The sequence below is a fragment of the Novosphingobium nitrogenifigens DSM 19370 genome, from assembly GCF_000192575.1.
Classification (GTDB): Bacteria; Pseudomonadota; Alphaproteobacteria; order Sphingomonadales; family Sphingomonadaceae; genus Novosphingobium; species Novosphingobium nitrogenifigens.
This window is the reverse complement of the sequence record NZ_GL876931.1, coordinates 270,568-296,058: the sequence shown is the minus strand read 5'-3', so window position 1 is coordinate 296,058 and position 25,491 is coordinate 270,568. Positions and strand designations below refer to the sequence as shown.

Annotated in this window: 19 protein-coding genes; 8 read left to right on the top strand and 11 right to left on the bottom strand. The window is 65.4% G+C overall.

Features of this window, described 5'->3' with window-relative positions; translation table 11 throughout:
• The first annotated feature begins 39 nt into the window (after nucleotides 1-39).
• From ptsP to Y88_RS09300, 4 genes are read left to right on the top strand one after another with little or no spacing between them, the layout of a single operon-like run.
• Complete coding sequence (gene ptsP / locus Y88_RS09315) at nucleotides 40-2,586, top strand: phosphoenolpyruvate--protein phosphotransferase (protein ID WP_008068066.1); 2,547 nt, start codon at nucleotides 40-42, stop codon at nucleotides 2,584-2,586.
• Nucleotides 2,586-3,557: a 1-phosphofructokinase gene (pfkB, locus tag Y88_RS09310; RefSeq protein WP_008068065.1), complete on the top strand. Its 972-nt coding sequence runs from the start codon at nucleotides 2,586-2,588 to the stop codon at nucleotides 3,555-3,557. The genes ptsP and pfkB overlap by 1 nt, the downstream gene beginning before the upstream one ends.
• A complete protein-coding gene (locus tag Y88_RS09305) occupies nucleotides 3,558-5,225 on the top strand; it encodes a PTS fructose transporter subunit IIC (RefSeq protein WP_008068064.1) in 1,668 nt (555 codons plus the stop codon).
• A gap of 55 nt (nucleotides 5,226-5,280) precedes the next feature.
• A complete protein-coding gene (locus Y88_RS09300; protein WP_018075976.1) occupies nucleotides 5,281-6,654 on the top strand; it encodes a carbohydrate porin in 1,374 nt (457 codons plus the stop codon).
• A 6-nt stretch (nucleotides 6,655-6,660) separates the two neighbouring features.
• Here the strand turns inward: Y88_RS09300 and Y88_RS09295 are convergent, their stop codons facing one another.
• Together Y88_RS09295 and Y88_RS09290 are read right to left on the bottom strand one after the other, a co-directional pair.
• The gene (locus tag Y88_RS09295; protein ID WP_008068062.1) at nucleotides 6,661-7,617 is read right to left on the bottom strand and encodes a copper resistance protein B; all 957 of its coding nucleotides are present in this window, start codon (nucleotides 7,615-7,617) and stop codon (nucleotides 6,661-6,663) included.
• A complete protein-coding gene (locus Y88_RS09290; protein WP_026167026.1) occupies nucleotides 7,614-9,275 on the bottom strand; it encodes a multicopper oxidase domain-containing protein in 1,662 nt (553 codons plus the stop codon). The genes Y88_RS09295 and Y88_RS09290 overlap by 4 nt, the downstream gene beginning before the upstream one ends.
• 147 nt (nucleotides 9,276-9,422) lie before the next feature.
• Between Y88_RS09290 and Y88_RS09285 the strand changes: the two genes are divergently transcribed.
• Nucleotides 9,423-9,977 carry an HD domain-containing protein gene (locus tag Y88_RS09285; protein ID WP_008068060.1) on the top strand — a complete coding sequence of 185 codons (555 nt, stop codon included), beginning with the start codon at nucleotides 9,423-9,425 and terminating at the stop codon, nucleotides 9,975-9,977.
• Here Y88_RS09285 and Y88_RS09280 read toward each other — a convergent pair.
• From Y88_RS09280 to Y88_RS09250, 7 genes are all read right to left on the bottom strand, one after another.
• Nucleotides 9,974-10,318: a P-II family nitrogen regulator gene (locus tag Y88_RS09280; RefSeq protein ID WP_232280994.1), complete on the bottom strand. Its 345-nt coding sequence runs from the start codon at nucleotides 10,316-10,318 to the stop codon at nucleotides 9,974-9,976. The genes Y88_RS09285 and Y88_RS09280 overlap by 4 nt on opposite strands.
• Before the next feature lie 11 nt (nucleotides 10,319-10,329).
• A complete protein-coding gene (locus tag Y88_RS09275; RefSeq protein ID WP_008068058.1) occupies nucleotides 10,330-13,440 on the bottom strand; it encodes an efflux RND transporter permease subunit in 3,111 nt (1,036 codons plus the stop codon).
• Entirely contained in the window at nucleotides 13,437-14,594 is a 1,158-nt protein-coding gene (locus Y88_RS09270; protein WP_008068055.1) for an efflux RND transporter periplasmic adaptor subunit, read from the bottom strand. Before Y88_RS09270 ends, Y88_RS09275 begins: the two co-directional genes overlap by 4 nt.
• A complete protein-coding gene (locus Y88_RS09265; RefSeq protein WP_157132620.1) occupies nucleotides 14,591-15,877 on the bottom strand; it encodes a TolC family protein in 1,287 nt (428 codons plus the stop codon). Before Y88_RS09265 ends, Y88_RS09270 begins: the two co-directional genes overlap by 4 nt.
• A 154-nt stretch (nucleotides 15,878-16,031) precedes the next feature.
• A complete protein-coding gene (locus Y88_RS09260; RefSeq protein ID WP_008068051.1) occupies nucleotides 16,032-17,384 on the bottom strand; it encodes an ATP-binding protein in 1,353 nt (450 codons plus the stop codon).
• Nucleotides 17,381-18,088, bottom strand: coding sequence for a response regulator transcription factor (locus tag Y88_RS09255; RefSeq protein ID WP_008068049.1), 708 nt, complete (start codon nucleotides 18,086-18,088; stop codon nucleotides 17,381-17,383). Before Y88_RS09255 ends, Y88_RS09260 begins: the two co-directional genes overlap by 4 nt.
• Nucleotides 18,089-18,146: 58 nt before the next feature.
• Nucleotides 18,147-19,226 carry a TauD/TfdA family dioxygenase gene (locus Y88_RS09250; RefSeq protein ID WP_008068047.1) on the bottom strand — a complete coding sequence of 360 codons (1,080 nt, stop codon included), beginning with the start codon at nucleotides 19,224-19,226 and terminating at the stop codon, nucleotides 18,147-18,149.
• A gap of 202 nt (nucleotides 19,227-19,428) precedes the next feature.
• On the opposite strand from Y88_RS09250, the gene Y88_RS09245 reads away from it, so the two are divergent.
• The gene (locus Y88_RS09245) at nucleotides 19,429-19,914 is read left to right on the top strand and encodes a VOC family protein (protein WP_008068046.1); all 486 of its coding nucleotides are present in this window, start codon (nucleotides 19,429-19,431) and stop codon (nucleotides 19,912-19,914) included.
• Nucleotides 19,915-19,967: 53 nt separating this feature from the next.
• Here Y88_RS09245 and Y88_RS09240 read toward each other — a convergent pair whose 3' ends face one another.
• Nucleotides 19,968-21,140 carry an aromatic ring-hydroxylating oxygenase subunit alpha gene (locus tag Y88_RS09240; protein WP_008068045.1) on the bottom strand — a complete coding sequence of 391 codons (1,173 nt, stop codon included), beginning with the start codon at nucleotides 21,138-21,140 and terminating at the stop codon, nucleotides 19,968-19,970.
• A 206-nt stretch (nucleotides 21,141-21,346) separates the two neighbouring features.
• On the opposite strand from Y88_RS09240, the gene Y88_RS09235 reads away from it, so the two are divergent.
• Complete coding sequence (locus Y88_RS09235) at nucleotides 21,347-22,438, top strand: acetamidase/formamidase family protein (RefSeq protein ID WP_008068044.1); 1,092 nt, start codon at nucleotides 21,347-21,349, stop codon at nucleotides 22,436-22,438.
• Nucleotides 22,439-22,567: 129 nt separating this feature from the next.
• Nucleotides 22,568-23,380 carry a DODA-type extradiol aromatic ring-opening family dioxygenase gene (locus Y88_RS09230; RefSeq protein ID WP_008068043.1) on the top strand — a complete coding sequence of 271 codons (813 nt, stop codon included), beginning with the start codon at nucleotides 22,568-22,570 and terminating at the stop codon, nucleotides 23,378-23,380.
• A gap of 10 nt (nucleotides 23,381-23,390) precedes the next feature.
• On the opposite strand, the gene Y88_RS09225 is transcribed toward Y88_RS09230, so the two are convergent.
• A complete protein-coding gene (locus Y88_RS09225) occupies nucleotides 23,391-25,343 on the bottom strand; it encodes a flavin monoamine oxidase family protein (RefSeq protein ID WP_008068042.1) in 1,953 nt (650 codons plus the stop codon).
• Between the last annotated feature and the right edge of the window lie 148 nt (nucleotides 25,344-25,491).

The following is a 25,491-nucleotide window of genomic DNA, read 5'->3' as shown; positions in this document are numbered from 1 at the left end:
CACACAAGTCGTCCCCCGAGAGGCCTGAAAGACATGCTCATGCACACGATGACGCCCCCTGTCCCAGCGGATTCGACGCGCCACGACCTGGTGCGGCACGACCTCGTCCGGCATGAACTGATCCGGCTGGGCGCACGCGCCACCGACAAGGAAGACGCGATCCGCCAGGCCGGGCAACTGCTGGTCGCGGCCGGATGCGTCGCGCCGGGCTACGAAAACAGCATGATCGCCCGCGAACAGGTGGCCAACACCTATCTCGGCGCAGGCGTCGCCATTCCCCACGGACTGGGTGAGGACAAGGGACTGGTCCGCCGCGACGGCATCGTCGTGCTGCAATTCGTCGACGGCATCGAATGGAACCCCGGCCAGATCGCGCATCTGGTCGTCGGCATTGCCGCCGGATCGGACAGCCACATCGCCATCCTGCGCCGTCTCACGCGCCTCATCCAGGACGAGGCGCGCCTTGACCGCCTCGCCCGCACGACCGACGCTGCCCTCATCGTCGAAGCCCTGCAGGGGGACAGCGCTCCGGTGGCGCAGACCCCCGTTGCCGACCTTCCCGCCACGATCGAATGGGTGGTGGATTATCCGGCCGGCCTCCATGCCCGCCCCGCCTCGGTGTGGAGCGAAGCGGCCAAGGCGTCGCCAGCCCCCTTGCGCGTGCGCCACGAGGCGGAAAGCGCCGATCCGCGCAGCCTTGTCGCGCTGCTGCAACTGGGCCTGAAAGCCGGGGACCGCGTGGTCCTTTCGGCGGGCGGTCCGCAGGCCGACGACGCCTTGCGCGCCTTTCACCGCGCAGTCGTCGCGCTGACGCCGCGTGAAAAGGCCGAAGCCGAACGCGCCGCGCAAAAGGCGGCACGTCCCGTCCACGGCTGGCAGCCGGTCGGCACCCCGGCGATGATCGCGGGGGTTTCGGCCAGTCCCGGCCTTGCCATCGCCCCGGTGCATCTGCTCGCCCCGGCAGAAGTACAAGTGCCCGACCGCCCGGTCGACCTGATCGCAGGCGGCGCTCTGCTCAATCAGGCGCTGATTTCCACCCGTGCGCAGATGACCGCGCTGATCGACGACACCACCCGGCGGCTGGGCGCGGCGGACGCCGCCATTTTCAAGGCGCAGGCGGGCCTCCTCGACGACACCGACCTCATCACGCTGACCTGCCAGATCATGGTCGAGGGTCATGGCGTCGCATGGTCGTGGCATCAGGCGGTCGAGCGGATCGCGGGGCAACTCTCGGCGCTCGGCAATCCGGTGCTGTCTGCAAGGGCTGCCGACTTGCGCGACATCGGACGCCGGGTTCTGGCACAGATGGAACCGGAACTCGGCCTTGCGGGCATGGCAGACCTGCCCGACAGCCCTTGCATTCTCCTCGCCGACGATCTTTCGCCCTCCGACACGGCTGCGCTCGACACGCGCAAGGTGGTCGGGATCGCGACCTCTCTGGGCGGCCCGACCTCGCACAGCGCCATTCTTGCCCGCACGCTCGGCATTCCCTCGGTCGTTGCCGCCGGGCCCCAGGTCCTGGCGATGGCGCCGGGCACATGCGCGATCGTCGACGGCGACGCCGGGCGCGTGTGGATCGATCCCTCGGACGCGGACCTTGCCTCTGCACGCGACTGGATCGCCGCCCGCGAAGCCCGCCGCATCGCGCAGGAAGCCGAACGCAATCGCCCGGCCACGACCACTGACGGGCACACCATCGCCGTTGCCGCCAACATCAACCGCGCCGATCAGGCTCCTTTTGCCTTGTCCCAAGGCGGCGACGGCGTCGGCCTCATGCGCACCGAATTCCTCTTCCTCGAACGCGGCGAAACGCCCGACGAGGACGAACAGTTCGCCACCTATCGCGCAATGATCGAGGCGCTCGGCGACCGCCCGCTGATCGTGCGTGCACTCGACATCGGCGGCGACAAGCAAGTGCCCCATCTCGATCTCCCGCATGAGGAAAACCCCTTCCTCGGCGTGCGCGGCGCGCGACTGCTGCTGCGCCGTCCGGACTTGCTCGATCCGCAATTGCGCGCGCTCTATCGCGCGGCCGCACTGGGCGGAGACGTGTCGATCATGTTCCCGATGATCACATCGCTTCATGAACTCGTGGCCTTGCGCGAACGCTGCGAAGCGATCCGGGCCGAACTTTCCGCTCCGCGCCTGCCGATCGGGATCATGATCGAAGTGCCTGCCGCTGCGGTTCAGGCCCGCGCCCTTGCCCCCCATGCCGATTTCTTTTCGGTCGGGACCAACGACCTTACCCAATATGCCCTCGCCATCGACAGGCAGAACCCGGAACTCGCGAGCGAGGCCGACAGCCTGCATCCGGCCGTCCTGCGCCTCATCGCGATGACGGTCGAAGGCGCGCAGGCCCATGGCCGCTGGGTCGGCGTCTGCGGCGGGCTGGCGGGCGATCCCTTCGGCGCGGCCTTGCTTGTCGGGCTCGGCGTCAGCGAATTGTCGATGACCCCGCGCGACATTCCTGCGGTCAAGGCCCGGCTGCGCGGGGCGAGCATGACCGAACTTCAGGCTCTGGCGCAAAAGGCCCTTGCCGCCGCAACCTCCGCCGACGTCCGGGCCCTCAACGAGGGAGACGCCTGATGGCGCCGCGCATTGCCACGCTCACGCTCAACCCGGCGATCGACCAGACGATCCACGTCGATCACCTCGTCCCCGGCGAAGTCCATCGCGCCCTGTCGATGCGGCTCGATGCCGGGGGCAAGGGCGTCAATGTGGCAAGCTGCCTTGCCGACTGGGGCGCGGACGTGACCGCGCTCGGCCTGCTCGGCGCCGACAATGCCGCCCCGTTCGAAAGCCTTTGCGCGGCCAAGGGGATTGCCGACCGTTTCGTGCGCGTCGCCGGATCGACCCGCGTCAACATCAAGATCGTCGACCATGCCGATACCACCGACATCAACATGGACGGCATGGCCGCCGACGAGACGGATCTCGCCCGTGCGCTCGCCCCGCTCGACGCCTTTGCCGATGACAACGCGCTGGTCGTCCTTTCGGGAAGCGTGCCGCCTGCCTGTCCGCCCGAAATCTATGCCGATCTCGTCTCCCGGTTGCGTACAGACGGGGCGCGGGTCGTTCTCGACACCAGCGGCGCGCCGCTCGGCCATGCACTGTCCGCCCCGGTCCTTCCCCATGTGATCAAGCCCAACCGGCGTGAACTCGCGGCATGGGCCGGGCAACCGCTCGACACCATCGAAGACGTGATCGCCTGCGGGGAACGCCTGCGCGCACGGGGCATCGAACTCGTCGTCGTGTCGATGGGCGAAGAGGGCGCGCTGTTCCTGTCCGATGAAGGCGCTCTGCTGGCCCGGCTCGATGCCGGACCGCTCGCCAGCACGGTCGGCGCGGGCGATGCCATGGTCGCGGGCCTCGTCGCAGCCCTCGCCCAGAAGGCCCCGCTCGAACGGATCGCCCGGCTCGCCACGGCCTTTGCCGTCGCCAAGCTCGGCCGCGCAGGCCCCCACCTGCCCCAGCGGTCGAGCGTCGAGGCCCTGTCCGAAGATGTCGTTATCACCCCAGCCCAAAAATGCGGCGGGGTCGTTCATGGAGAGGTTTGAATGACACGCATCGTTGCCATCGTCGATGCCGACGAGGCCAGCGTTTCGGGCGTCCTGGCAGGCGAAGCCCTGCGCCGGGCCGCCCGCAAGGCCGGAGTTCCGCTCGAAGTCGAATTGCATAGCGGACAGGGTGTCGCCAACCCGGTGATCCCGGCCGAAGGCGACCGGGTCCTGTTCGTCGGCCCAGACTATGCCGCCGAACCGCGCGCGCATTGTCGCCTGAGCATCGAGGACGTGCTTGCCAATCCCGACATGGCGCTGGCCGAACCGGCCCTGATCGGTTCGTCCGCAGCGGTGACGGGGCGCAAAATCGTTGCCGTCACGTCCTGCCCCACCGGGATCGCGCATACTTTCATGGCGGCCGAAGGGCTGCAGGAAGCCGCGCGACAGCTGGGCTACGCGATCCATGTCGAAACGCAGGGGTCGGTCGGCGCGGGCAATCCCTTGACCGCACAGGACATTGCCGAAGCCGATCTGGTCCTGATCGCGGCGGACCGCGAAGTCGACCGCGCCCGCTTTGCCGGAAAGCGCGTTTTCGTTTCCAATACCAAGCCAGCCATCACCGGCGGCGCGGCCTTGATCGAACGGGCCTTTGCCGAAGCAAGCGTGCAGGCTGGAGACAGCACGGGTGCGGAAGCTCCCGCCGGGCGCGCAGGGCCTTACAAGCACCTGATGACCGGCGTCTCGTTCATGCTGCCCTTCGTGGTGGCCGGGGGCCTTCTGATCGCGCTCGCCTTTGCGCTGGGCGGCATTCACGCGAATGACGATGCCGCGCAAGGAACGCTTGCCCACGCGCTGTTCATGATCGGCGCCAAGGGCGGCTTTGCCCTGATCGTTCCCGCGCTCGCCGGATATATCGCCTTTTCGATCGCCGATCGCCCCGGCATCGCGCCAGGCATGATCGGCGGGATGCTCGCGGCCAATCTGGGCGCCGGGTTCCTCGGAGGCATCGTCGCGGGATTTATCGCCGGATACGGCGTCGATGCGCTCAACCGCGTGATCCGCCTGCCCCGCAATCTTGCCGGGCTGAAGCCGGTTCTGATCCTGCCCTTGCTCGGCAGCGCGCTGACCGGACTGCTGATGATCTATGCCGTCGGGACACCGGTCGCCTCGGCGCTGTCGTTCCTGACCGAATGGCTGCGCGCCATGCAGGGGTCGAGCGCACTCGTGCTCGGGCTGATCCTGGGCGGAATGATGGCGTTCGACATGGGCGGGCCGGTCAACAAGGCCAGCTACGCCTTTTCGGTCGGCCTGATTTCGAGCCAGGTCTATACGCCGATGGCCGCGACCATGGTGGCAGGCATGACGCCCCCGCTCGCTCTCGCCCTTGCCACGCGGCTCTTTGCCAACCGCTTCACCGCCGACGAGCGGGAAGCGGCCGGGGCTGCGGCGGTGCTGGGGCTGGCGTTTATTTCCGAAGGGGCGATCCCCTTTGCCGCGCGCGATCCGCTGCGGGTCATCCCCTCGCTCATGGCCGGATCGGCGCTCGCGGGCGGGATCTCGATGGCGGCGGGCGTCGAACTGAAAGTGCCGCACGGCGGGATTTTCGTCCTGCCCATTCCGGGCGCTGTCTCGCACGTGGGGGCCTATGTCGTGGCTCTGGTCGCGGGAACGCTGGTGAGCGCCGTGCTCGTCGGCCTGCTCAAACGGCCGGTCCCGACAACCTGACAAAACACACCTGACCACAAGACACAAGACAACAAGAAACAGAGGATCATCCGACATGGCTGGGAGGAAAGCGTTCGCGGCGCTCGTCGCTGCGGGCTTGGGCACCCTTGCGCCCGCAGCATGGGCCGATACCGCCAATCCGGCGCCGCAATCGCCCGAAGCAACCACGATCGTGCCGCAGGTACTGGGCAACCAGAAGCACGCCGATCCGTGGCAACCCCTGATCGACCGGGGTATTCGCCTCGCGCTCAACTACACCGGCGAAGCGGCGGCCAATCCGGTCGGCGGAGACCGGCAGGACGCGGCCTATGCGGGCCAGGTCTACATGGGCGTCGATCTCGACATGGGCAAGCTGGCGGGCATTCACGGCGCCGGACTGCATTTCGCGGTCACCAATCGCCATGGCGACAATCTGGCCCAGACTGCATTGGGCAACAACACGTCGGTGCAGGAAATCTGGGGCACGCAGAACACCCACCTCGCGATCCTGACCTGGGAACAGTCGTTCCTCAACGACCACCTGACGATCGAGGCGGGCAAGAGCCAGGCGAACATCCATTTCCTGACTTCACCGCTCTATTGCAATTTCCAGTCGAATTCGGCCTGCGGCAATCCGACCCTGGTGTTCAAGGACAGCAATTTCACCTATTTCCCGGCGTCGAGCTGGATGGCCAAGGCGCGCGTCCAATTCGACCGGCACTGGTTCGCCCATGCCGGGATCTATGAAGTCAATCCCAACCGCAAGCGGGCGACCGACGACGGTTTCAGCCTGAGCTTCAAGGGTGGGACCGGTTTCATCGTCCCCTTCGAAGTCGGATACGGATCGGATGCCAAGACCGACCGCCTGCCGCGCCATTACATCCTTGGTGGCTGGGTCGACCGGGGCACTTATGCCGACCCGATCAGCGATGCGGCCGGTGGGATCGCGCTGCTGACCGGGTCGGCACCTGCCACGCACAAGGGACGCGCGGGGCTCTATGTGCGGTTCGACCAGATGCTGACGCGTCCCGATCCCAAAAGCGATCGCGGCCTCACCCTTTTCGGCGTCGCCATGGCCAATGTGTCGGGACGCGTGGAGGAAAGCCATTATTTCGAACTGGGTCTGGTCCAGACCGGCACGTTCCACGGGCGCGACCGCGACACGCTCGGCTTCATGATCAACGATCAGCATTTCAGCGATCTGGCCGTTTCGCGGATGAGCGCGGGACAGATCGCCGGGGGCGGCACCGGCCGGGTCCACCGCGACGAGATCATGATGGAACTGGCCTATGGCCTGCAACTGGGCGACGCGCTGCGGCTGTCTCCCAATGTGCAGTACATCGTCCACCCCGACCAGTCGGGCGTCCCCTTCCGCGCGACGAACGTCCCCGATGCGCTGGTTTTCGGTTTCAAGTTCACCGTCGACGCGATGAAACTGATCCCGCGCTGATCTGTTTCAGAACCAGCCCCTGACCCCGATCACGACCGCGCGGTTCGCCACGCGGTCACCGTCGGCCCGGCGATAATCGGCCGTCCGCCCGGTCGCCCAGTCCCATGAATAACCGACATAGGGCGCAAAGCGGCGGTCGATCTCGTAACGCAGGCGCAAGCCCATTTCCGCGCGCCAGAGCCCCGCCCCGATTCGTTCGGCAGGCATGTCGGACCCGGCGAAATTCAGTTCCGCACGCGGTTGCAGGACCAGCCGACGCGTGATCCTCTGGTCCAGCGAACCTTCGAAGCGGGCAGTGAATTGCCCCTTGTCCGACAGATAGGCCAGAGCCTGTACATCGAAGCGATAGGGCGCGAGCCCCTCGAACCCGATCATGGCATGGGTGCGCGCCGGGGTCGGGCGAATGTCCTGCTTCACCCCGGCCTGAAGATTCCACCACGGCCCCAGTGCATGGGACCAGCCCGCCTCGATCTCTCCCTGTTCGAGCCGTCCACCGGTCTGTCCCTCGCCCCGCGTGCGCAAAAGCAGGCGATCAACGTCGCCGGTCCAGGCCTCGCCTTCCCAGCGATAGCCGTCCCCCTGAGGCGACAGCGCGATTTCGGCAAGGTCGATCCGCACGGCGGAATACCGCGGCGCGGAATGCCCGCCCATCATTGTCATCTCCGCATGGGCCATCGCATCGGCGCCCCAGAACCGGTCGGCAGCGCGATCATGCACAGGAGCCGGAGGCGGCGCTGTGCCGGGCGCCTGATCGGTCCCGGCACCAGTCCCGGTCCCGGCATCGCCGGTCCCGTCGGGTGCGGACGCGTTTTCGGCAGGAGGCGGCCCAGCAGGCGGCGCGGCGGGAGCCGGGTCCATCACCATGCCGTGATGCATCGCATGCTCGTCCTGCGCCACGGCAATCTGCGGCGCGCAAGCAAGGGCAAGGACGGCACAGGCGGTCGCGGATGCAACGCGGATCATGCCGGGCGCACTTTCACGACCCGCATCATGCCCATCGCCATGTGCAGGAAGAGATGACAGTGAAAGACCCAGTCGCCCGGCTGTGCGGTCGTGTCGAAGCTGACTTTGCCGCCGGGAAGCACCGTCACCGTATGCTTGCGCGGCGAATGGTCGCCATGGCCTGTGACCAGTTCGAACAGATGTCCGTGCAAATGGATGGGATGGGCCATCATCGTGTCGTTGATCAACGTGACCCGCACGCGTTCTCCGGTGCGCAAGGAGATCGGCTCGTGCGCCTCGCTCATGGTCATGCCATCCATCGACCACATGTAGCGGTCCATGGCTCCGGTCAGGTGGACCTCGATCGTGCGTTCCGGCGCGCGCAAATCGGGATTGGGCACGCGCGAGACAAGATCGCGATAGGTCAGCACCCGATGCCCGACCCCGTCGAGCCCGATTCCCGGATCGCCGGTCCGGTCCATCGGCATGGGGTTTATCATTTCCACCCCCGGCCCCATTTTCACCTGGGGCGCATTGGCATGGTCACGCATCTTCATGCCTTTCATGTCCATGCCCGGCATATCCATGCCCATGTCCTTCATCGTCAGCAGCGGCCGTTCACGCAAAGGGGGCACCGGAAGCGGGGGAGCCGACGCCACGTTTGACAAAGGCGCCAGCCAGCCCAGCGCCATACCCGACCGGTCCATGCTTTCCGCAACGATCGGCCAGGCTCTGGGGCCGGTCGGCGTGACGATCGCGTCATAAGTCTCGCCCGGCCCGATCTGGAACTCCCCGACCGTCACCGGGCGCACGTCCTGTCCGTCGGCGGCCACCACCGTCATCGGCAGATCGGGAATGCGCACGTTGAAAAACGACATCCCCGCCGCATTGACGAACCGCAGTCGCACCGGCTCATCGGGGACGACGTCACCGCTCCAACCCTGCTTTGCGCCCTTGCCATTGACGAGATAGCGCAACACTGCGCCGGTCACGTCGGCAATGTCGGTCGGGTCCATCCGCATATGGGCCCAGCGCAGACGATCCCCCAGCCCCTGCCCGCGTCCGGCAACAAGATCGGCCAGCGTCTGGGGCTGGCGATTGTAATAGCCCGGATCGACTTTCAACGCGCGCAGGATGTGTGCCGGATTGACGAAGCTGTGGTCCGACAGGACGACGACATGCTCGCGCATCGGCGGGCTCGCCTCCGCCGGATCGATCACGATCGCGCCATAGCACCCGGCAACTTCCTGCAACCCGGAATGGCTGTGGTACCAGTACGTCCCCGCCTGCCCCACGCGGAATTCATAGGTGAAGCGCGAGCGCGGCGCGATCCCCGGAAAGGATACCCCCGGAACCCCGTCCATCTGGAACGGCAACAGGATCCCGTGCCAGTGCAGCGAGGTTTCCTCGTCCAGTTCGTTGACAACCGTCAGGCGCACCGTCTGCCCTTCGCGCCAGCGCAGGATCGGCCCCGGCACACCGCCGTTGATCGTCACCGCCCGCGCTGTCCGCCCGTCGATGACGACATGGCCGCGCCCGATGGTGAGCGTCATCGCCTCGCCCGAGAGCACCGACGGCTCGTGGCCGGGCTCGGCTGCCACCGCGCCCCGCGCAAGGAGCCCCGCCCCCGCGACAAGTCCGGCGGCCCGCAAGACCGATCGGCGATCGCCCCTCATCATTTCCCCGTCATGCCCCTTTTCGAATGCACCTGACACACCTCTTTGCCCGGCGCCAACCGAATGCATGATGAACCGGATCGAGGCTGTCGTCAGCCGGTCACAGTCGAAGCCGAAGAAACAGGCACCCCCGATCGACAGGAGAGCCCCGTGGAAGACCCTCGTTTCACCCAGATCCGGCACCTGATCGAAACGTTCGGGTCGTCCCGCTATGGCGAGGACGTAACCCAGATCGAGCATGTCCTGCAATGCGGGCACCTGGCGATGGAGGCGGGCGAAACCGACACCATGATCGTCGCCGCGCTCCTGCACGACATCGGGCAATTCATCGACGACACGGGCAATGCCGCCGAAACGCTGGGCATCGACGCCCGGCACGAAGAACTCGGCGCGACGTGGCTTGCCCGCTGGTTCGGTCCCGCCGTGACCGAACCGGTGCGCCTGCACGTCGATGCCAAACGCTATCTCTGCGCAACCGAGCCCGGCTATCCCCAGAGCCTGTCACGCGCCTCGCAGATCAGCCTCGCGCTGCAAGGCGGCCCGATGAACGCCAGCGAATGCGAAGCCTTTGCCGCCGGCCGCTGGTTTGCCGAAGCGATCCGCCTGCGCCGCTATGACGACGAAGCCAAGCGCCCTGACTGGCCCTGCCCCGGCCTTGCCGACCATCGCGACCGCATCGTCGGAGCAATGAAATCCGAAAACTAGGCCGGCGTCGTGATCCGGATGAAGTTTTCCACGCGGCAGGTCCAGATCAGACCGTCGCCCATGCGCCCGGTGTGGGCGATGCGGTGGATCGTCGCGATCAGGACTTCGACCGCGCTTTCAGGCGCGACGATCGTGACCATCGCCTTGGGCGTATAGTCGAGCAGGTCACGCTTGATCCCGCCCGGCTCGCTCTGTTCGACCCAGAGCGCGCTGCATCCGTCGATCTTGATCACGCTCATCCCCGGAAATTCCGGAATCTGGCGCAAGGCCGCGCGCAAGGGATCGAGCCGTGCGGGCCGGATCACGGCCCTGATCTCGATCATCGCGTCCGTCGTGGTCATCCCTTCCCCCATTATGCTTCCAGCGGTTCACTGTCGAAAAAGCGGTAGATCGTCGGCAGGACCAGCAGCGTCAGCGCGGTCGAGGTGATGATCCCCCCGATGACCACGATGGCCAGCGGCCGCTGCACTTCCGATCCCGGCCCGGTCGAAAACAGGAACGGCACCAGCCCGAGCAGGGCGACGGTTGCCGTCATCATCACCGGACGAAACCGCATCATCGCGCCCAGCCGCGCCGCTTCGCGGGCCTCGCGGCCTTCCTCGCGCAGCTTGCGGATATAACTGACCAGCACGACGCCGTTGAGCACCGCGATCCCCCACAGCGCGATGAACCCGACCGAGGCAGGCACCGACAGGTATTCGCCCGAAACGAAGAGCCCGATGATCCCCCCGATCGACGCGAAAGGAAGGACCGTAATGATGAGCGAAGCCAGCCGCAGCGAATTGAACAGCACGAACAGCAGGAAAAAAATCGCGGCAATGGTGATCGGCACGATGATCATGAGATGCCCCATCGCCCGCTGCATGTTCTGGAACTGCCCACCCCATTCAAGGTAATAACCGTCGGGCAGCTTGATTTCCTGATCCACTTTCTTCTGCAATTCCGCGACGAAACCGCCCAGATCGCGGCCTTTGACGTTCATGCCGACGACAATGCGGCGCTTGCCCATTTCACGGCTGATCTGGGCCGGGCCGTCGACCACCGAGATATGGGCGATGTCGGCCAGCCGCACCGCCGCGCCACCGGGCGTGGGCACCAGCAGGTCGGCGATCGCCTGCACATTGGCGCGCTTGTCCGCGGGCAGGCGGACGACGGCGGGAAAGCGGCGCTCGCCTTCGAAAATTTCGGTCGCGGCCTTTCCGCCCACTGCCGTCTCGATGAGATCGTTGACGTCGGCAACATTGAGCCCGAAGCGCGCGACAGCGGCGCGGTCGATGTCGATCGACAGGTATTGCTGTCCCGAAATCTTCTCGATGCGGATGTCCTCGGCCCCCTGCATCGACCGGCCGACGCGGGCAATCGCTTCGGCGGTCGTCTTCAACTGGTCGAGATCGTCACCGAACACCTTGACCGCGATGTCCGAACGCACCCCGGTCACCATTTCATCGACGCGGTCGGAAATCGGCTGGGCCATCACGATCTGGATGCCGGGAATGACTTTCAGCTTTTCGCGCATGGCGTCGGCGATGTCGTCCTGGTTCCAGCCCTTGGGCCATTCCTCGCGCGGCTTGAGCGACACGATCGGGGTCGATTCATTGGGCCCTTGCGGATCGGCGGGGCTTTCCCCGCGTCCCACGCCCGAAACCGCCGACTTGACGCCGGGCACTTGCATGACCAGCCGCATGGCTTCCATTTCGATGCGGATCGATTCATCGAGCGCAATATTGGGCACGCGATTGATACCCGGGACGAGCGAGCCTTCCTTCATTTCGGGAATGAACGCCGTCCCCAGGAACGGGAACAGCGCCAGCGTCACTGCCGCCCCGGCAAGCGCGATGCCCACCGTCTTGCGCTCGTTCGCCAGTGCCCAGTCGAGCATCCGCTGATAGCGCGCCTTGAGCCAGGCGATCAGGCGGGTGTCGTGATCCCCGCCATGCGCCGGCGCCTTGAGCAGGTACGTCGACAGGACCGGCGTCAGCGTCAGCGACAGGATCAGCGAAATGGTGAGCGCGATGGCGATGGTATAGGCAAGCGGGGCGAACATCTTGCCCTCCATGCCTTCGAGCGTCATCAGCGGCAGGAACACGAGCACGATGATGCCGACGCCGAAAATGACCGGCGTTGCCACCTCGATCACCGCGCGCAGGATGATCCGCGCCTTGCTTTCCCCGCTCCCGGCCGCGTCACCCAACTGGGCAAAGGCGTTCTCGACCACCACGACCGAACCGTCGACCATCAGGCCGATGGCAATGGCAAGTCCGCCCAGCGACATGAGATTGGCCGAAATGCCGAGCCAGTTCATGCACATGAAGGTCAGGAGCGGCGTCAGGATCAAAGTCGCCACAACGATCAGCGACGAGCGGATGTCCCCCAGGAACAGGAACAGGATCACGACGACCAGAACGACGCCTTCCATCAGCACCTTGGTCACGGTGTGAAGCGCGGCATCGACCAGTTCGGACCGGTCGTAATAGGGAACGATCTTGAGGCCGTCGGGCAACATGCCCTTGCCGTTGATTTCCGCGACGCGCTCCTTGATCCGGCTGACCACCTGCTTCGCGTTGCCGCCCGCCATCATCATGACGACGCCGCCGACCGCTTCACTGGTGCCGTTGCGGATCACCGCACCCTCGCGCACCCCCGCGCCGACTTTCACATCGGCAACATCGCGCAGATAGATCGGCTGATTGGCGTTTTCACGGATGACGATCGAGCGCAGATCCTCTTCGTTGCGGACAAGCCCGACACCGCGGATCAGGTACTGTTCGGCAAATTGCGGCAGCACCCCGCCGCCCGCATTGGCATTGTTGCGTGATACCGCCTGGAACACGTCGGCGACGCTGACCTGATAGTGGCGCAGTCGGTCGGGATCGACCATGATCTGGTACTGGCGAGGGAAGCCACCCTGCGAATTGATTTCCGCAACGCCGGGCGTCGAGCGCAAAAGCGGGCGCACGACCCAGTCCTGCACCAGCCGCCGCTGCGTCAGTTCATCTGCCGATAGTTCGCGGCCATCGTCGCCCGTCTTGTCGAGCGTGTATTGATAGACTTCGCCAAGGCCGGTCGAAACCGGGCCCAGCACCGGGGCGATCCCCGGCGAGAGTTTGGGACCAAGCTCGGCCAGCCGTTCCATCACCAGCTGACGCGCGAAATAGACGTTCGTGCTTTCGGTAAAGACCAGCGTGATCAGCGACAGCCCCGGCTTGTTGAGCGAGCGCATTTCCTCAAGACCGGGAAGACCGGTCATCGCCACCTCGATCGGCGCGGTTGCCATGCGCTCGACTTCTTCGGGACTGCGCCCCTGTGCTTCGGTCGCTATCTGCACTTGCACATTGGTCACGTCGGGAAAGGCATCGACCGACAATTGCTGGGCCGCGCGAAAGCCGAAGCCGAGCAGGACCAGCGCGACCACGACGACGATCAGCCGCTGGTTGAGCGCGGCGCGGACGAAGTTCTGGATCATTGCGTTTCCGTCGCCTGCCGGTTGCGCTCGGTGTTGAGGTGAAAGGCCCCGTCGACCACGACCCGCTCGCCCGGTTTCAGCCCCGACAGGACCACCCGTCGCCCGCCGCGATCTTCGGCAAGCTGCACCTTGCGCAGGCGGAAGCGCCCCTGCCCTTCGTCGACGAAGACGTGATCGGCATTGCTTTCGCGCACCACGGCCGAAGACGGCACGACAAGGCGCGGTTGCGGCTCGCTTTCGACCAGCATCGTTGCCAGCATCGAAGGCTTGAGCATCCCGTTCGCATTGTCGAGTTCAGTGCGGATGAGGACCGTGCGGGTCGTGGGATCGACCGTCTGTCCGACGAAGACCAGCTTGCCGGTCCGCTTTTCATCGCCCAGCGCCGGGATTTCGAGCGTCACCGTCTCGCCCTGCCGGACAAAGCGGACCTGCTGTTCGGGCACTTTGGCAATGGCCCAGACCTTGGACAAGTCGGCGACAACGAACAGTGCGTCCGAAGGCTGCACCACCTGTCCTTGCGCGAGATGCCGTTCGACGACCACGCCGCTCATCGTCGCGGTGACTTGCGAAGCCGAATGAACGGCCCCGCGCGCGCCCAGACTGCCCATGGCCGAACCCGACAGGCCGAGCAGGCGCAACTGGTCGGCAGCTGCGCGCATTTCGGCGGCCGAGACATGGTATTCGGTCTCGCGCCGCTGCAATTCGGCGGCGCTGATGACATCAGCGGCATAGAGCGTGCGGGCACGGTCGAGATTGCGGCTGTCGAGATCGTGCGTCGACTTGGCCCGGACATAGGCAAGCTGCTGCGTCGTCAGATCGGTACTGGTGATCTGCGCCAGGACTTCGCCCTGCCGCACCGATTGCCCGACATTGGCATGCATGGCCGAAACCCGGCCAGTGACCGCCGACCCGATGCGCGCGACGCGGTTTTCGTCGAAATCGATCTGCCCGGCGACACGCAACGTCTCGCTGACCGGGACTTCGGCAATCGTCGCGATCCGCAGCCGCTTGACGAGATCGGGCGCCCCGACGACGAGCGTGGGATCGACCGGGGCCTTGGCCACGGGCTTGTCGGCATGCGACCCGCAAGCGGCCAGAAGCAGGGGGAGAGGGAGCGCGAGGAGGGCAAACGCCGGCAGCTTGGGCATCTTCATGGATCGTTCCGCGTGACAGGTTCGGCAACAGGCGCGACCAGACGCTGGATCTCGACCCAGGCGGCGGCCAGTTCGTAACGGGAGGAATTGAGATCGGCGCGGGCGGCGCGATAGACGCGCTGGGCATCGAGCACGTCGATCAACCCGCGCTCCCCGGTCTTGTAGGCGACTTGCGCAACGTCGAAGGCGGCCTTGGCCTGCGCAACAAGCCCGTTCTGCAAGGCAGAGACTTGCGACTGGGCAACTTCGTACTGGCGCAGGGCGATCTCGATCCGCTGGCGCACGGCGAACGTCTCAGCCTCGATGCGCAGGTCGGCCTGCGAACGCCGCGCTTCGGCTTCGCGGACCGGCCCCAACTTGCGGTCCCACAACGGGATCGACAGCGTCACCCCAAAACGGTTCTGATGCATTTCCCGGTCGCGCTCGCTCACCGCGCGCAAGGCGACGCCGGGCAGGCGTCCGGCCTTTTCATAGGCGACCTGTTCGCGCGCCTGATCAGCTTCGGCCCGTGCCTTGGCCAGCATGGGATTGGATTTCATCGCCTGCTCGACGAGCACTGGCGCGGTTTCTAGCGGCAGCGGGGCATCGAGCTGCCCGACCGGTTCGTAATCGAGCGGCAGATCCGGCCCGACCAGCGAACGCAGTTGCAACCGCGCTTGCTCCTCGCGCAATTGCGCGGCCTGCGCGGTCTTCTGGACGCCGAGCAAGTCGGCTTCGGCGCGGATCAGTTCGATGCGCGGCGCATCCCCCTGCTTCACCCGCAGGCTGATCCGGCTATAGACCGCCTGCATCAGCGCGAGATCCTGATCGGCAGCGACTTTTTCCGCCCGGCGAAGCAAGGCTTCGAAATAGCCGAGCCGCAATTGCGCGATCCAGTCGTTTTCATAGGCAGCATAGCCTGCCCGCGCCGCCTCGAGCCCGGCGCGCGCAGCCGCAATGCGCGGATTGCGCCGAAACGGCAGGTCGAGCGGCTGGGTGACGTTGAGGCTGTCCGACGCGCCCGACACGCCGCTGACGCCGGGGCGGTAATTCATCGACCCGGCGATGTATTCGACTTCGGGATTGGGAAAGGCGCGCGCGGTGCTGATCGCGGCCTGCGCCCCGCCGACCCCGGCCTCGGCCGTGCGCAAGGCGGGATTGCCTTGCCGGGCAAGGTCTTCGAGTTGTGCCAGCGTGAAGGGCTCCCCCGCGTAGGCAGCCACACTGCCTCCCAGGGCGAGGACGACCGCCAGCACGCCGCGCAAGGCCCTGCGGCTGGAGCGGTCAACGGTGCGTGATTGCATTGATCTTTCCGGTCCTTCGATCCGCGCCGGACGTACCGGCGCGGGAACCCGCAAAGACTATGGGGCGCTATTTGCGCACGACTTGCTGGATTGTAACAAAGTGTTTCTGACGCCACCCGATACAGCCAAGGTAAAGCTTGGCGCCCGGTGGCCGTTATTTCCGCGCCAGAGCCGAAGCGGGCAACAGGATCGCCGCGCGCAGGCCCCCTTCCCGCCGATTGGCAAGGATCAACGTTCCGCCCAGCGCCCGGATCGAACGTTCGACAATGGTCAGGCCCAGTCCCATGCCACGGCTGTTGCGTTCGCGCGCGGCGTCAAGGCGAACGAACGGTTGCAGGACGCGTGGCAACATGTCCTCGGCAATGCCCGGCCCGCTGTCCTCGACGGCAAGCTCGATGCCCGCCTTCCCCACGCCGAGCGTGACACGGGCCGACCCGCCATACGTCAGGGCATTGTCGATGAGATTGGCCAGAGCCCGGCGCAATGCGACCGCATTGGTGAGGACCGGCAGGCGATCGGGGCCGGTATAGTCCGCGTCGCGCCCGCAATCGACCGCCTGATCGACTTGCGTCTGCGCCATGGCGGCAAGATCGACGCGCTCGCCCGTGCCGGGCGGACTGTCGGCTTCGAGATAAGTCTGCAACGAGGCGAGCAAGTCGCGCATTTCCTCGATGTCGGCCTCGATCGCCTGCCGCTCGGGACCGTCGAGTGCATGCGTTTCCAGACGCAGCTGCAGACGCGCCAGCGGTGTGCGCAAATCGTGGCCGATCGCCAGCATGGTCTGCACATTGGCCTCGAACAGCTCGTCGATCCGCGTCTGCATCGTGTTGAATGCCCGGATCAGGCGGCGCACTTCATCGGGGCCGCGTTCCTCCATGACGCGAAAACGCGGCGTCGCGATCCGCCGCGTCGCCCGCACCAGTTCGCGCAAAGGACGCAGCGACAGATAGACGAGCAAGCCCGCCAGCGGCGCGAAAGCGGCGGTCGGCAGGAACAGGTTGAGCAGCTGGCTGACCAGCAGGGGCCAGGCCGAGCGGGTCCGCGCGCTGAATTGCAGATGCGTCCCGTCGCGCAGAGTGAGATCCCCGCGCAGTCCCCCGGTCATGTCGAAGACCGCATGATGCAGGCGCAAGTCGGTGCCGCCGAGCGAGGGACGTTCGCGCAGCAGCTGGCGCCAGACGCCATAGAGCGCAAGGCCGGTCGCCGGAGCCTCGGCCCCCCGTTGCCATGCCAGGCGAAGCTGCGGCGTGCTCAACCGTCGTGCAAGTTCCAGCCGGACCGGTTCGGGCGCGGTACCGATGGTATTGGACGCGCTGTCGAGCCCGGAGGCGAGCGCTTCTGCCTCGGCATGGGGCAGCGTGAAGGCCCCGGCCTCGTGAAAGACATAGGCGTTCGAGGCGAAGTCGAGCACCATGACCAGCCCGACGATCGCAATGACCTGCGTCGACAGCCAGGATGTGCGCAGCCATTTGGGCAAGCGCCCGAATGGGGCCCGCGCGGGCGTCATCGTCGCTCGACCGGCGCGGTGAACATGTAGCCGACCCCGCGTACGGTCACGATCAGGCGTCCGTCGCCACAATCGAGCTTGCGCCGCAAGCGCGAGACCAGAACGTCGATGCTGCGGTCCGAACTGTCACCCAGACGCATCCGCGACAATTCGAGCAGGCGGTGACGCGCGACCACGCGTTGCGGCTGCTCCACGAAAGTCGTCAGCAATTCGAATTCGGCCCCGGTCAGATCGACCAGCGTACCGTCGGACGCGCGCAATTCGTGGCGCGCGGGCGACAGGGTCCAGCCCTCGAACAGAAAGTCGCCGTGGCTTGCCCCCACCGCGCCACCCGCCGCGCTGCCGCGCCGGAACACCGCAGCGATGCGGGCGGCCAGTTCGCGTGTCCCGAACGGCTTGGGCAGGTAATCGTCGGCCCCGAGTTCGAGACCGAGCACGCGGTCTTCCTCGCTGCCGCGCGCGCTCACGAAAATCACCGGCACTTCGCTCTGCTTGCGCAGGCGGCGCAGGAGTTCGAGCCCGTTGCCGCCCGGCAGCATGATGTCGAGGACGATGAGATCGGCGGGCTGCGTTTCGAGCATGGCCCACATTTCCGCGCCGGTCGCGGCCGTGCGCACATCATAGCCGTAATCACGCAAGGCCCGCGCCGTCAGCAGGCGCAGCGCGGGATCATCCTCGACGAACAGGATCGAATGCGTGGTCATTCCCTGTCTTATAAGCCCCCCTTCCGCCGAATGAAGGGGGGAACGCCACTTTCGTCGATCAGGAGATCAGGCGGGGCACGGCAATCGAAGCGATGTCGAAATGCGCGTCGGGATGTTCCGCCCCGCCGTCGCGGGCATGCTGGCGTACTTGCACCACGCCGTTCTTGCCGAACCCGTCGACCACCGGGCGCCCGGCGTCGCGGCTGAGCCACAGGCGCAGGAGATGGCGGCGGCGCTGCGGTTCGGGCCAGTCGGAAAAGCTGGTCCGGGCATGAAGCGCGGAATAGTTCGACAGCCACTGGATGTCGCCGGGACGGAAATCCATCTCGATCGCCATGCCCGGTTCATAGGTGATCTCGTCGAAAAGGCGCAGCACTTCAACCTGTTCGGGCGTGATCCGGGGCACTTCGGGATAGTCCTGCGCGGTCAGGATATAGAGGCTGCCCGCGTACATGCTGAACACCCCGTCCTTCATGCTGACGATGGGCGAGGTATAAGTATTGGCGGGCGCAGAATGATCCTGCTTCTTCCAGTCCCAGTGGAACGGTTCGAGCAGCAGCGGGGCAAGATCGGGTCGGCGGCGCAGGATCTCGTTATAGATTTCCGCCCCGGATACGAGGCACGAGGCCCCGCCTTCACGCGCGGGGCGCAGGCACATCAGCGCCACGATGTCCGAGCTGTCGGAATGATAGACCAGCTTGTCACGCACTTTGGCCGACAGGGCGGTGGGATCGTCCATGGTCTTGTCCGAGGTCGCATAGACATGGTCGATGAGGTCGCCCATCTCGTTCTGGCGAATGGGATCGCCCATATAGAGCCCCAGGATGTAATAGATCGCCGCGGACAGCGCATCGGAATAGAGATGCGTGCGCAAGCCACGAACCAGCACGAAACCGCGCCCGTAATCAACGTCGCGGCCCCAGTCCTTCACCGCCTGTGCGCATTCGACCAGCGGATAGTCGCTCGCCTGCACGAAACGCAGGTCAGGATCGGCTTCGACGAAACGGCGGCCAAGCTCTTCGAGTTCAGCAACTTGCGCATCGGTCAGACGATAGATCCAGCTATCCTGTCCCATGAGCGCGTCGCCGCGCCAGGCCGCATCGGTCGTCACCGGAGCGAGCGTTTCGATCACCGCCATGCGTGTCTCTTTTCCTGCTGAATGAATGATGCCTTGGGTTCTACAGGCAGAGCGCATGCCGGTCTTGACGCGAGAGCGCCAAAAACTTGGGCGCCATGCCGCCTTTCCCTCTCTACCAACAACAAGGGCGCGCCACGCCAAGACCATGCCCCGGTCCAAGTCCGAAAAGCCGTGCCGAACCGTTTTTCCACGAGAGGGCACGATGACCAACACACTCATTTTCGTCGATCTGGCCACGGACGATCCGGCGGCGGCCGGGGACTTCTATGCCCGGGTGTTCGGCTGGGAAAACGATGCCCGTCCGCACGGGATCTATCACCGCATGGTTCCGGGCGGTTTCTTTCAGAACAAGGACGGCAGCGACAGCGCCATCGGCAATCTGCACCTCGGGATCTTCGATGCTGGAAACGCCCGTCCGCATCCCGATCCCGCCGGCGTCGAACCACGCAAGCTGTCGAGCGAGGGACGCAAGGCGCGCATCTGGATCCTGGTCGGCGATGACGACGACCACAACCGCATCCTGGCAACGGCCGAGGAACTGGGCGGTACGATCCTGTGGCGCAACCATTACTGGCGCGAATTCAACGGCTATAACCACGCCTTCGCCGATCCGTGGGGCAACGAGATCGTGCTGTGGGTAAAGGCAGGCGAAAACCCGGCGGTTCCCGACGACTATACCCGCGAATAACGAGGGGGAGAGGAAAGGGGCGCGTCCCAAGCCGGACGCGCCCCTTTTTATCGTCAACCTTCCGCCGCGATCGCCGCTTCGTAGCGGCGCACCAGCCACTTGTTGAACTGGACTTGCGCGCCTTCCTGCCAGCTGTAGCGGCCGCGCGGGGCAAAGCGCGAGCGCAGGCCTTGCTGGACAAGCGCATCGACATGGAAATCCTGCGCGATGATATGCGAGGTCGCGCGCATGGTCATGTCGAGCTTGTGCTCGAACGCCGGGTCCTGCGTCGCGCCGGGGGCGAACAGTACGCCGGTATCCATTTCCAGCGATTCCGGGCCGTTGGGGCGCAGGATCATGTAGATGACGAGATCGCTGGTCATCACGAGGCTGAGCGTGGGCGGCACGTTGGCGAAGGTGACCCGGTTGCGCATGGTGTCGTCGAGCCCCGGAAAGATCGGGAACACCGCCCGCTGCGTCGCATTGAATGCCGCATCGGGATGCAAGGTGCCGTTGAAGCGCAGGAACCCGGCATCCGCCGGATCGCTTTCGGGAAATTCGGCAAGGTTCGACGGAATGAAATCGTGCAGCGGGCCGTGATGCAGCTTGCTGGCGTGGTACCCGTCATTGTTGTTTTCGAACATGACTTTCCAGTTCCACGGCATCGTCGGCGCCGGATCGGGACGCGGCCCGGTGATATGGGCCAGGTCATAGCCCGCGACCGCCTCGGCCACTTGCGCCAGACGCGGCGCGAGCGGCGCTGCATCACGGTCGAAATTGATGAAGATGAAGCCGTTCCACACTTCCACCGCGAAACGCGGCAGCGAATAGGCCTTGCGATCGAAATTGCAGGTCCGGTTCATCGCCGGAACCCCGACCAGTTCACCTTCCAGATTGTAGGCCCAGTGGTGATAGGGGCACAGGAACCCGCGCGCATTGCCGTGTCCTTCGGCAACCAGCATGGCGCGATGCTGGCACACCGAGGACATCGCCCGGATTTCCCCGTCGAGCCCGCGCGCCACCACGACCGGCTCGTCGATGATGCGGGTGGTGAAATAGTCGCCGTTCTCGGGGATCCAGTGAACCCGTCCGACGCAGAGCCATTCCTTTTCATAAAGCGCCCGCTTTTCGAATTCATAGAATTCGCCGCTGGTATAGCAGGGCGGCGGCAGCGTCTCCGCACTCCCGATGTCCAGCGCCGAGCTGGCAAACGAGGCAATGAACTCTTTCGTGACAAGATCGGGCATGGCGATGTCCTTCGCAGAGCGCGAGTATGGGATGTCCTGAGGCTAAGCGGGAAGATCCTTGTTCGTCTTGCGCCAGACGGCCCGGAAATTTGCCCGAGCCATCCTCCCCCGCCCGGATGCAACTTGCAGGGCGCGTGCGGTCAAGACCATGCCGCACCGCAAACCGCACAAGCGGGTCAGATTTCACCACTGACCCGGGGGGCGCGATGGCACTGACGTGCAAGCTTGGCGAGACGAAGGACACTATCCGGCCCGGCGCCATCCATCATCTGAAAGCGACACCGGAAACGGTACACTGGGGCTATTTCTCCCCTGACATCAAACCCGCGCTCACCATCCGCAGCGGTGATCTCGTCTTTGCCGAAGCGATCACCCATCACGCCGGGGACGCGCCCGACCTGATGTTCGACGCCGGGGTCGAACGCATCTTTACCGAAATCGATCCGACCACCCGCGCGCCGGGCGTGCACATCATGACCGGGCCGATCTTCGTCGAAGGCGCAGAACCGGGTGACATGCTCGAAGTGCGCTATCTTTCGATGGTTCCGCGCAACAATTACGGGTCCAATCTCGCCGCCAACTGGGGCCATCTCTATCAGGAGTTCGGCGAGAAGGAGCGGGTGACGATCTATGAACTCGATCCCGTCACCCAGACCGCCCATGCGCTCTATGCCTATGATTTTCCTGGCAAGTACCTTGTCCCGGGAACGATCACCCATTGCCCGGTCTGCGATCGTTCGCCCGCTCTTGAAGGGATCACCATCCCCGCGCGCCCGCATCTTGGCACCGCAGGCGTAGCGCCGGCCGTCGACGAACCGGTCTCGACCATTCCCCCCGGCCTTCACGGCGGCAACATCGACAACTGGCGCATCGGCGCGGGTGCGACGATGTACTACAAGTGCCAGGTCAAGGGCGGGCTGTTCTCGATCGGCGATCCCCATGTCAGCCAGGGCGACGGCGAGATTTCCGGAACCGCGATCGAAAGCAGTCTCAATTGCCTGTTCCAGATCGTGCTGCGCAAGGATTTCGAATTCCCCTCGCCGCTTTTGGAAACGCCGAAAAACTGGATCGTCCACGGTTTCGGCGACGATCTCGACATGGCGATGAAGAACGCGGCCAAGGACATGCTGCATCTCCTGACCGAGCATCAGGGGCTTTCGGCGGACGATGCCTATTCGCTGATGAGCGTGGCGGCCGATTTCGGCGTGACCCAGGTCGTCGACGGCACGCTGGGCGTCCATGTGCGCGTCGACCGATCGATCTTCCCGCACAAGGGGACGGTCAGGGACCCGCAATGATGGCCTTCCCGATTTTCCTGCTGATCTGCTCCTGACGCGGATCATTCCTGCCGCGGTACCCCGGACAACCGGGGGCCGCGGTTCTTTTTGCGCCGGGCCCAATCACCTTTTTTCGCATCGGAGCGCATCATGACCTCGACCCGCATGCCCACGTTCTTCATCCCCCACGGCGGGGGACCGTGCTTTTTCATGGATTGGCGCGCGATGGGCGGGCGCATCGACGAATGGGACAAGACCGCCGCATTCTTGCGCGGCATGATCGCCACGCTGCCCGAAAGGCCCAAGGGCGTGATTGTCATTTCCGGGCATTGGGAAGAACCCGCATTCACCACCTCGACCGCGCCGCATCCGGACATGATCTTCGACTATTACGGCTTTCCCCCGCAAACCTATCAACTGAACTATCCCGCGCCCGGTGCGCCCGATCTGGCCCGGCGTGTCGCCGACCTTATCGGCGCGGCAGGCCTTCCTGCGGCAACGACGCCCTCGCGCGGGTTCGACCACGGCGTCTTCGTCCCATTCCTCTTGATCGATCCCGAGGCAGTGCTGCCGATCGTGCCGCTCTCGCTCAAGCGCGATCTCGATCCCGAGGACCACTTGCGCGCGGGCGCCGCGCTTGCCCCCTTGCGCGATGAAGGCATCCTGATCGTCGGATCGGGAATGAGCTTTCACAACATGCGCGCGTTCCGCTCACCCGCAGCCGTGGAACCCTCGCGCGTGTTCGATGCCTGGCTGACCGATGCGGTCGCAGCCAAGGCCCCGCGCCGTTGGGAAAGCCTTGCGCATTGGGACAAGGCCCCGTCGGCACGCCTGTCCCATCCGCGCGAAGAACACCTCATCCCACTGATGGTCACGGCTGGAGCGGGCGGAGACGACGCGGGCACCAAGCCGTTCACCGATCACGTCATGTCCGCCGATATTTCAGCCTTCCGGTTCGGTTAGAGAAAGACGTTCAGGTCAAGCCCCGCGCCACCAGGACATCGCCGACCGCGCGGTGGGCCATGTCGATCGCGGCATTGGTAAAGGCCGCCGCTGCCGAATCCGCATTGGCGATCGCGATCCGGCCCCACGGCTGGCGCCCGATCACATGCGGCCGGTCGCGCTCGGGCAGATCGGGATCGCCGAGCGTGTCATAGGTATAGGCATAACCGTGCGGCCAGCGATTGACCGTCAGACCGACGATGTCGCGGTGATGATCGAACCCGGTCGATCCGAACATGGACTGCAATTGCGCGCGCACTTCGCGTTCGGTGACTTCGAACGGGGTTGCCAGCATGTCGGCCCGTCCCGCGCGGTTCTGGTCCCGGCGCGGCAGGCCCGGCGCATTGGGATTGCGGATGAGCTTGATCACCACCGGATCGTCCACGCTCGCCGGTCCGCGATACTCGCCGATCGAGACCGCCGGATCGAGATAGAGCACCGAATGATAGCCGAACGGCGCGTGGACGGTTTTCACGCCCAGTGCCTTGAGCGGGTGGCCATTGCGCAGAACGACGCTCGTATATTGCATCGGCACCTTGCTCGCATAGCGCAGCGCCTCGCGCTGGGGGGCCGGCAATTCGGGCACCATGAAAGGGATGATGTTGTTGAAACAGGCAAGGATCGCCCCGGCCGCCGTGACGCTCGCCCGCGTGCCATCGGAACGGGCATAGACCACGCGCACGGCCTTGTCCTCGGTCACCGGAACCACGCCCCGCGCAGGATCGCCCGCGATGTGTTCGACCCGCAGGACAATGCTCGACAGGCGGATGCGGGTGGTGTTCGCGGGCAAGTCGAGGCGACTGTAATCGCATGACGCGGACACCACGCTGTCCATGTCGCGGGCGGCGGGAATGGCGTGGGGGACCAGTTTCCCGACCAGCAGGCGCGCGATCGAGGCATTGCCGTCGGGGAAATGGAAATTGTCGCTTTCCGCCTCGATCGCCTCGGCAATTTCCATGCCCGCAAAGCCGGGGGCATGGTGGCTGCGCATGGCAACCCACGCCGGGCAGGTATCGACGCGCATGTTGTTGCGATAGCCGTTCCCGGCAAAGAAGGTGACCGCCTCTTCCCCGACCCCCACGTGCTTCAACAGGAAATCGCGATAGCTCATGCGCTTGAGCGCCTCGGCCTTGGCTTCGGGCTCAAGCCCCGGCAACCAGTCGCGCTTGTCGGTGTGCAGGCGCAGGAGATCGGCCCGAGCGGTCGCCGACATCGGCACTTCGGCAAAGAAGTCGGCCCATGGCCGCACGCCATAGCCCGACACCATCCGGTCCACGCAAAAATGCGCGCGGTCGAAGAAAATCCCCGTCCCCATGCCCGAAAAGACCGTCGGCGACCGGTCGTAGCGCGCCGACGTCGAAGGATCGATGCCGAGTTCGGCCAGAAGCCCCTTGGCCGTATAGCTATAGGGAAACGGCGTCTCGATGCTCATCGTCCCGCCATAGGTGACGATCGTGCGTCCCCCGACGTGGAACTCGTTACGCTTGGCATGGCCGCCGAAATCGTCGTGATTGTCGAGGATCAGGATCTTCTGTTCCGGTCCCAGCGCCCGACGCCAGAAATGCGCCGCCGACAGCCCCGAAATACCGCCCCCGACAATCACCAGATCGTAATGCTCGCCAGTGTCCGTCGCACTGACCGGGCCGGTGAAACCGCCGTCGCGAACGGCATGGGCCATTTCGAAACTGCCGGGATATTGCCCCCGAAGCCCGGTCCGCACCGGCGGATACCTTGCCGGATCGGGTGACGCCCCCGTTCCCGCCGCACCGCTCCCGTCCCCGATACCTCCGCCAGCCGCCCGGGCAGGATCGTTCGCCAAAAGGCTCAGGATCGTCCCCGCCCCGACACCGCCGAGAAAATCGCGGCGCGCGATCCCTCCATCCGACTGCGGGGAAAGGTCGTCGGGCCCCACCGGCTCGCTCATCCGGACATCCTTTCAGTGAGTGTTTAAAAAGGGTTGGTCGCGACATTGACTTGGCGAGGGCAACAGGAAACCTATGCGGCACACGCCTCGAAACGCCGCTGAAACCTGCCGCAAGGCCCGGCCATTGCCCATCCCTTTCAAGGGGTTC

Coding starts and splice junctions, on each gene's coding strand:
- ptsP (WP_008068066.1), top strand. CDS start 40: ATGCACACGATGACGCCCCCTGTCCCAGCGGATTCGACGCGCCACGAC.
- pfkB (WP_008068065.1), top strand. CDS start 2,586: ATGGCGCCGCGCATTGCCACGCTCACGCTCAACCCGGCGATCGACCAG.
- Y88_RS09305 (WP_008068064.1), top strand. CDS start 3,558: ATGACACGCATCGTTGCCATCGTCGATGCCGACGAGGCCAGCGTTTCG.
- Y88_RS09300 (WP_018075976.1), top strand. CDS start 5,281: ATGGCTGGGAGGAAAGCGTTCGCGGCGCTCGTCGCTGCGGGCTTGGGC.
- Y88_RS09295 (WP_008068062.1), bottom strand. CDS start 7,617: ATGATCCGCGTTGCATCCGCGACCGCCTGTGCCGTCCTTGCCCTTGCT.
- Y88_RS09290 (WP_026167026.1), bottom strand. CDS start 9,275: ATGATGAGGGGCGATCGCCGATCGGTCTTGCGGGCCGCCGGACTTGTC.
- Y88_RS09280 (WP_232280994.1), bottom strand. CDS start 10,318: ATGACCACGACGGACGCGATGATCGAGATCAGGGCCGTGATCCGGCCC.
- Y88_RS09275 (WP_008068058.1), bottom strand. CDS start 13,440: ATGATCCAGAACTTCGTCCGCGCCGCGCTCAACCAGCGGCTGATCGTC.
- Y88_RS09270 (WP_008068055.1), bottom strand. CDS start 14,594: ATGAAGATGCCCAAGCTGCCGGCGTTTGCCCTCCTCGCGCTCCCTCTC.
- Y88_RS09265 (WP_157132620.1), bottom strand. CDS start 15,877: ATGCAATCACGCACCGTTGACCGCTCCAGCCGCAGGGCCTTGCGCGGC.
- Y88_RS09260 (WP_008068051.1), bottom strand. CDS start 17,384: ATGACGCCCGCGCGGGCCCCATTCGGGCGCTTGCCCAAATGGCTGCGC.
- Y88_RS09255 (WP_008068049.1), bottom strand. CDS start 18,088: ATGACCACGCATTCGATCCTGTTCGTCGAGGATGATCCCGCGCTGCGC.
- Y88_RS09250 (WP_008068047.1), bottom strand. CDS start 19,226: ATGGCGGTGATCGAAACGCTCGCTCCGGTGACGACCGATGCGGCCTGG.
- Y88_RS09245 (WP_008068046.1), top strand. CDS start 19,429: ATGACCAACACACTCATTTTCGTCGATCTGGCCACGGACGATCCGGCG.
- Y88_RS09240 (WP_008068045.1), bottom strand. CDS start 21,140: ATGCCCGATCTTGTCACGAAAGAGTTCATTGCCTCGTTTGCCAGCTCG.
- Y88_RS09235 (WP_008068044.1), top strand. CDS start 21,347: ATGGCACTGACGTGCAAGCTTGGCGAGACGAAGGACACTATCCGGCCC.
- Y88_RS09230 (WP_008068043.1), top strand. CDS start 22,568: ATGACCTCGACCCGCATGCCCACGTTCTTCATCCCCCACGGCGGGGGA.
- Y88_RS09225 (WP_008068042.1), bottom strand. CDS start 25,343: ATGAGCGAGCCGGTGGGGCCCGACGACCTTTCCCCGCAGTCGGATGGA.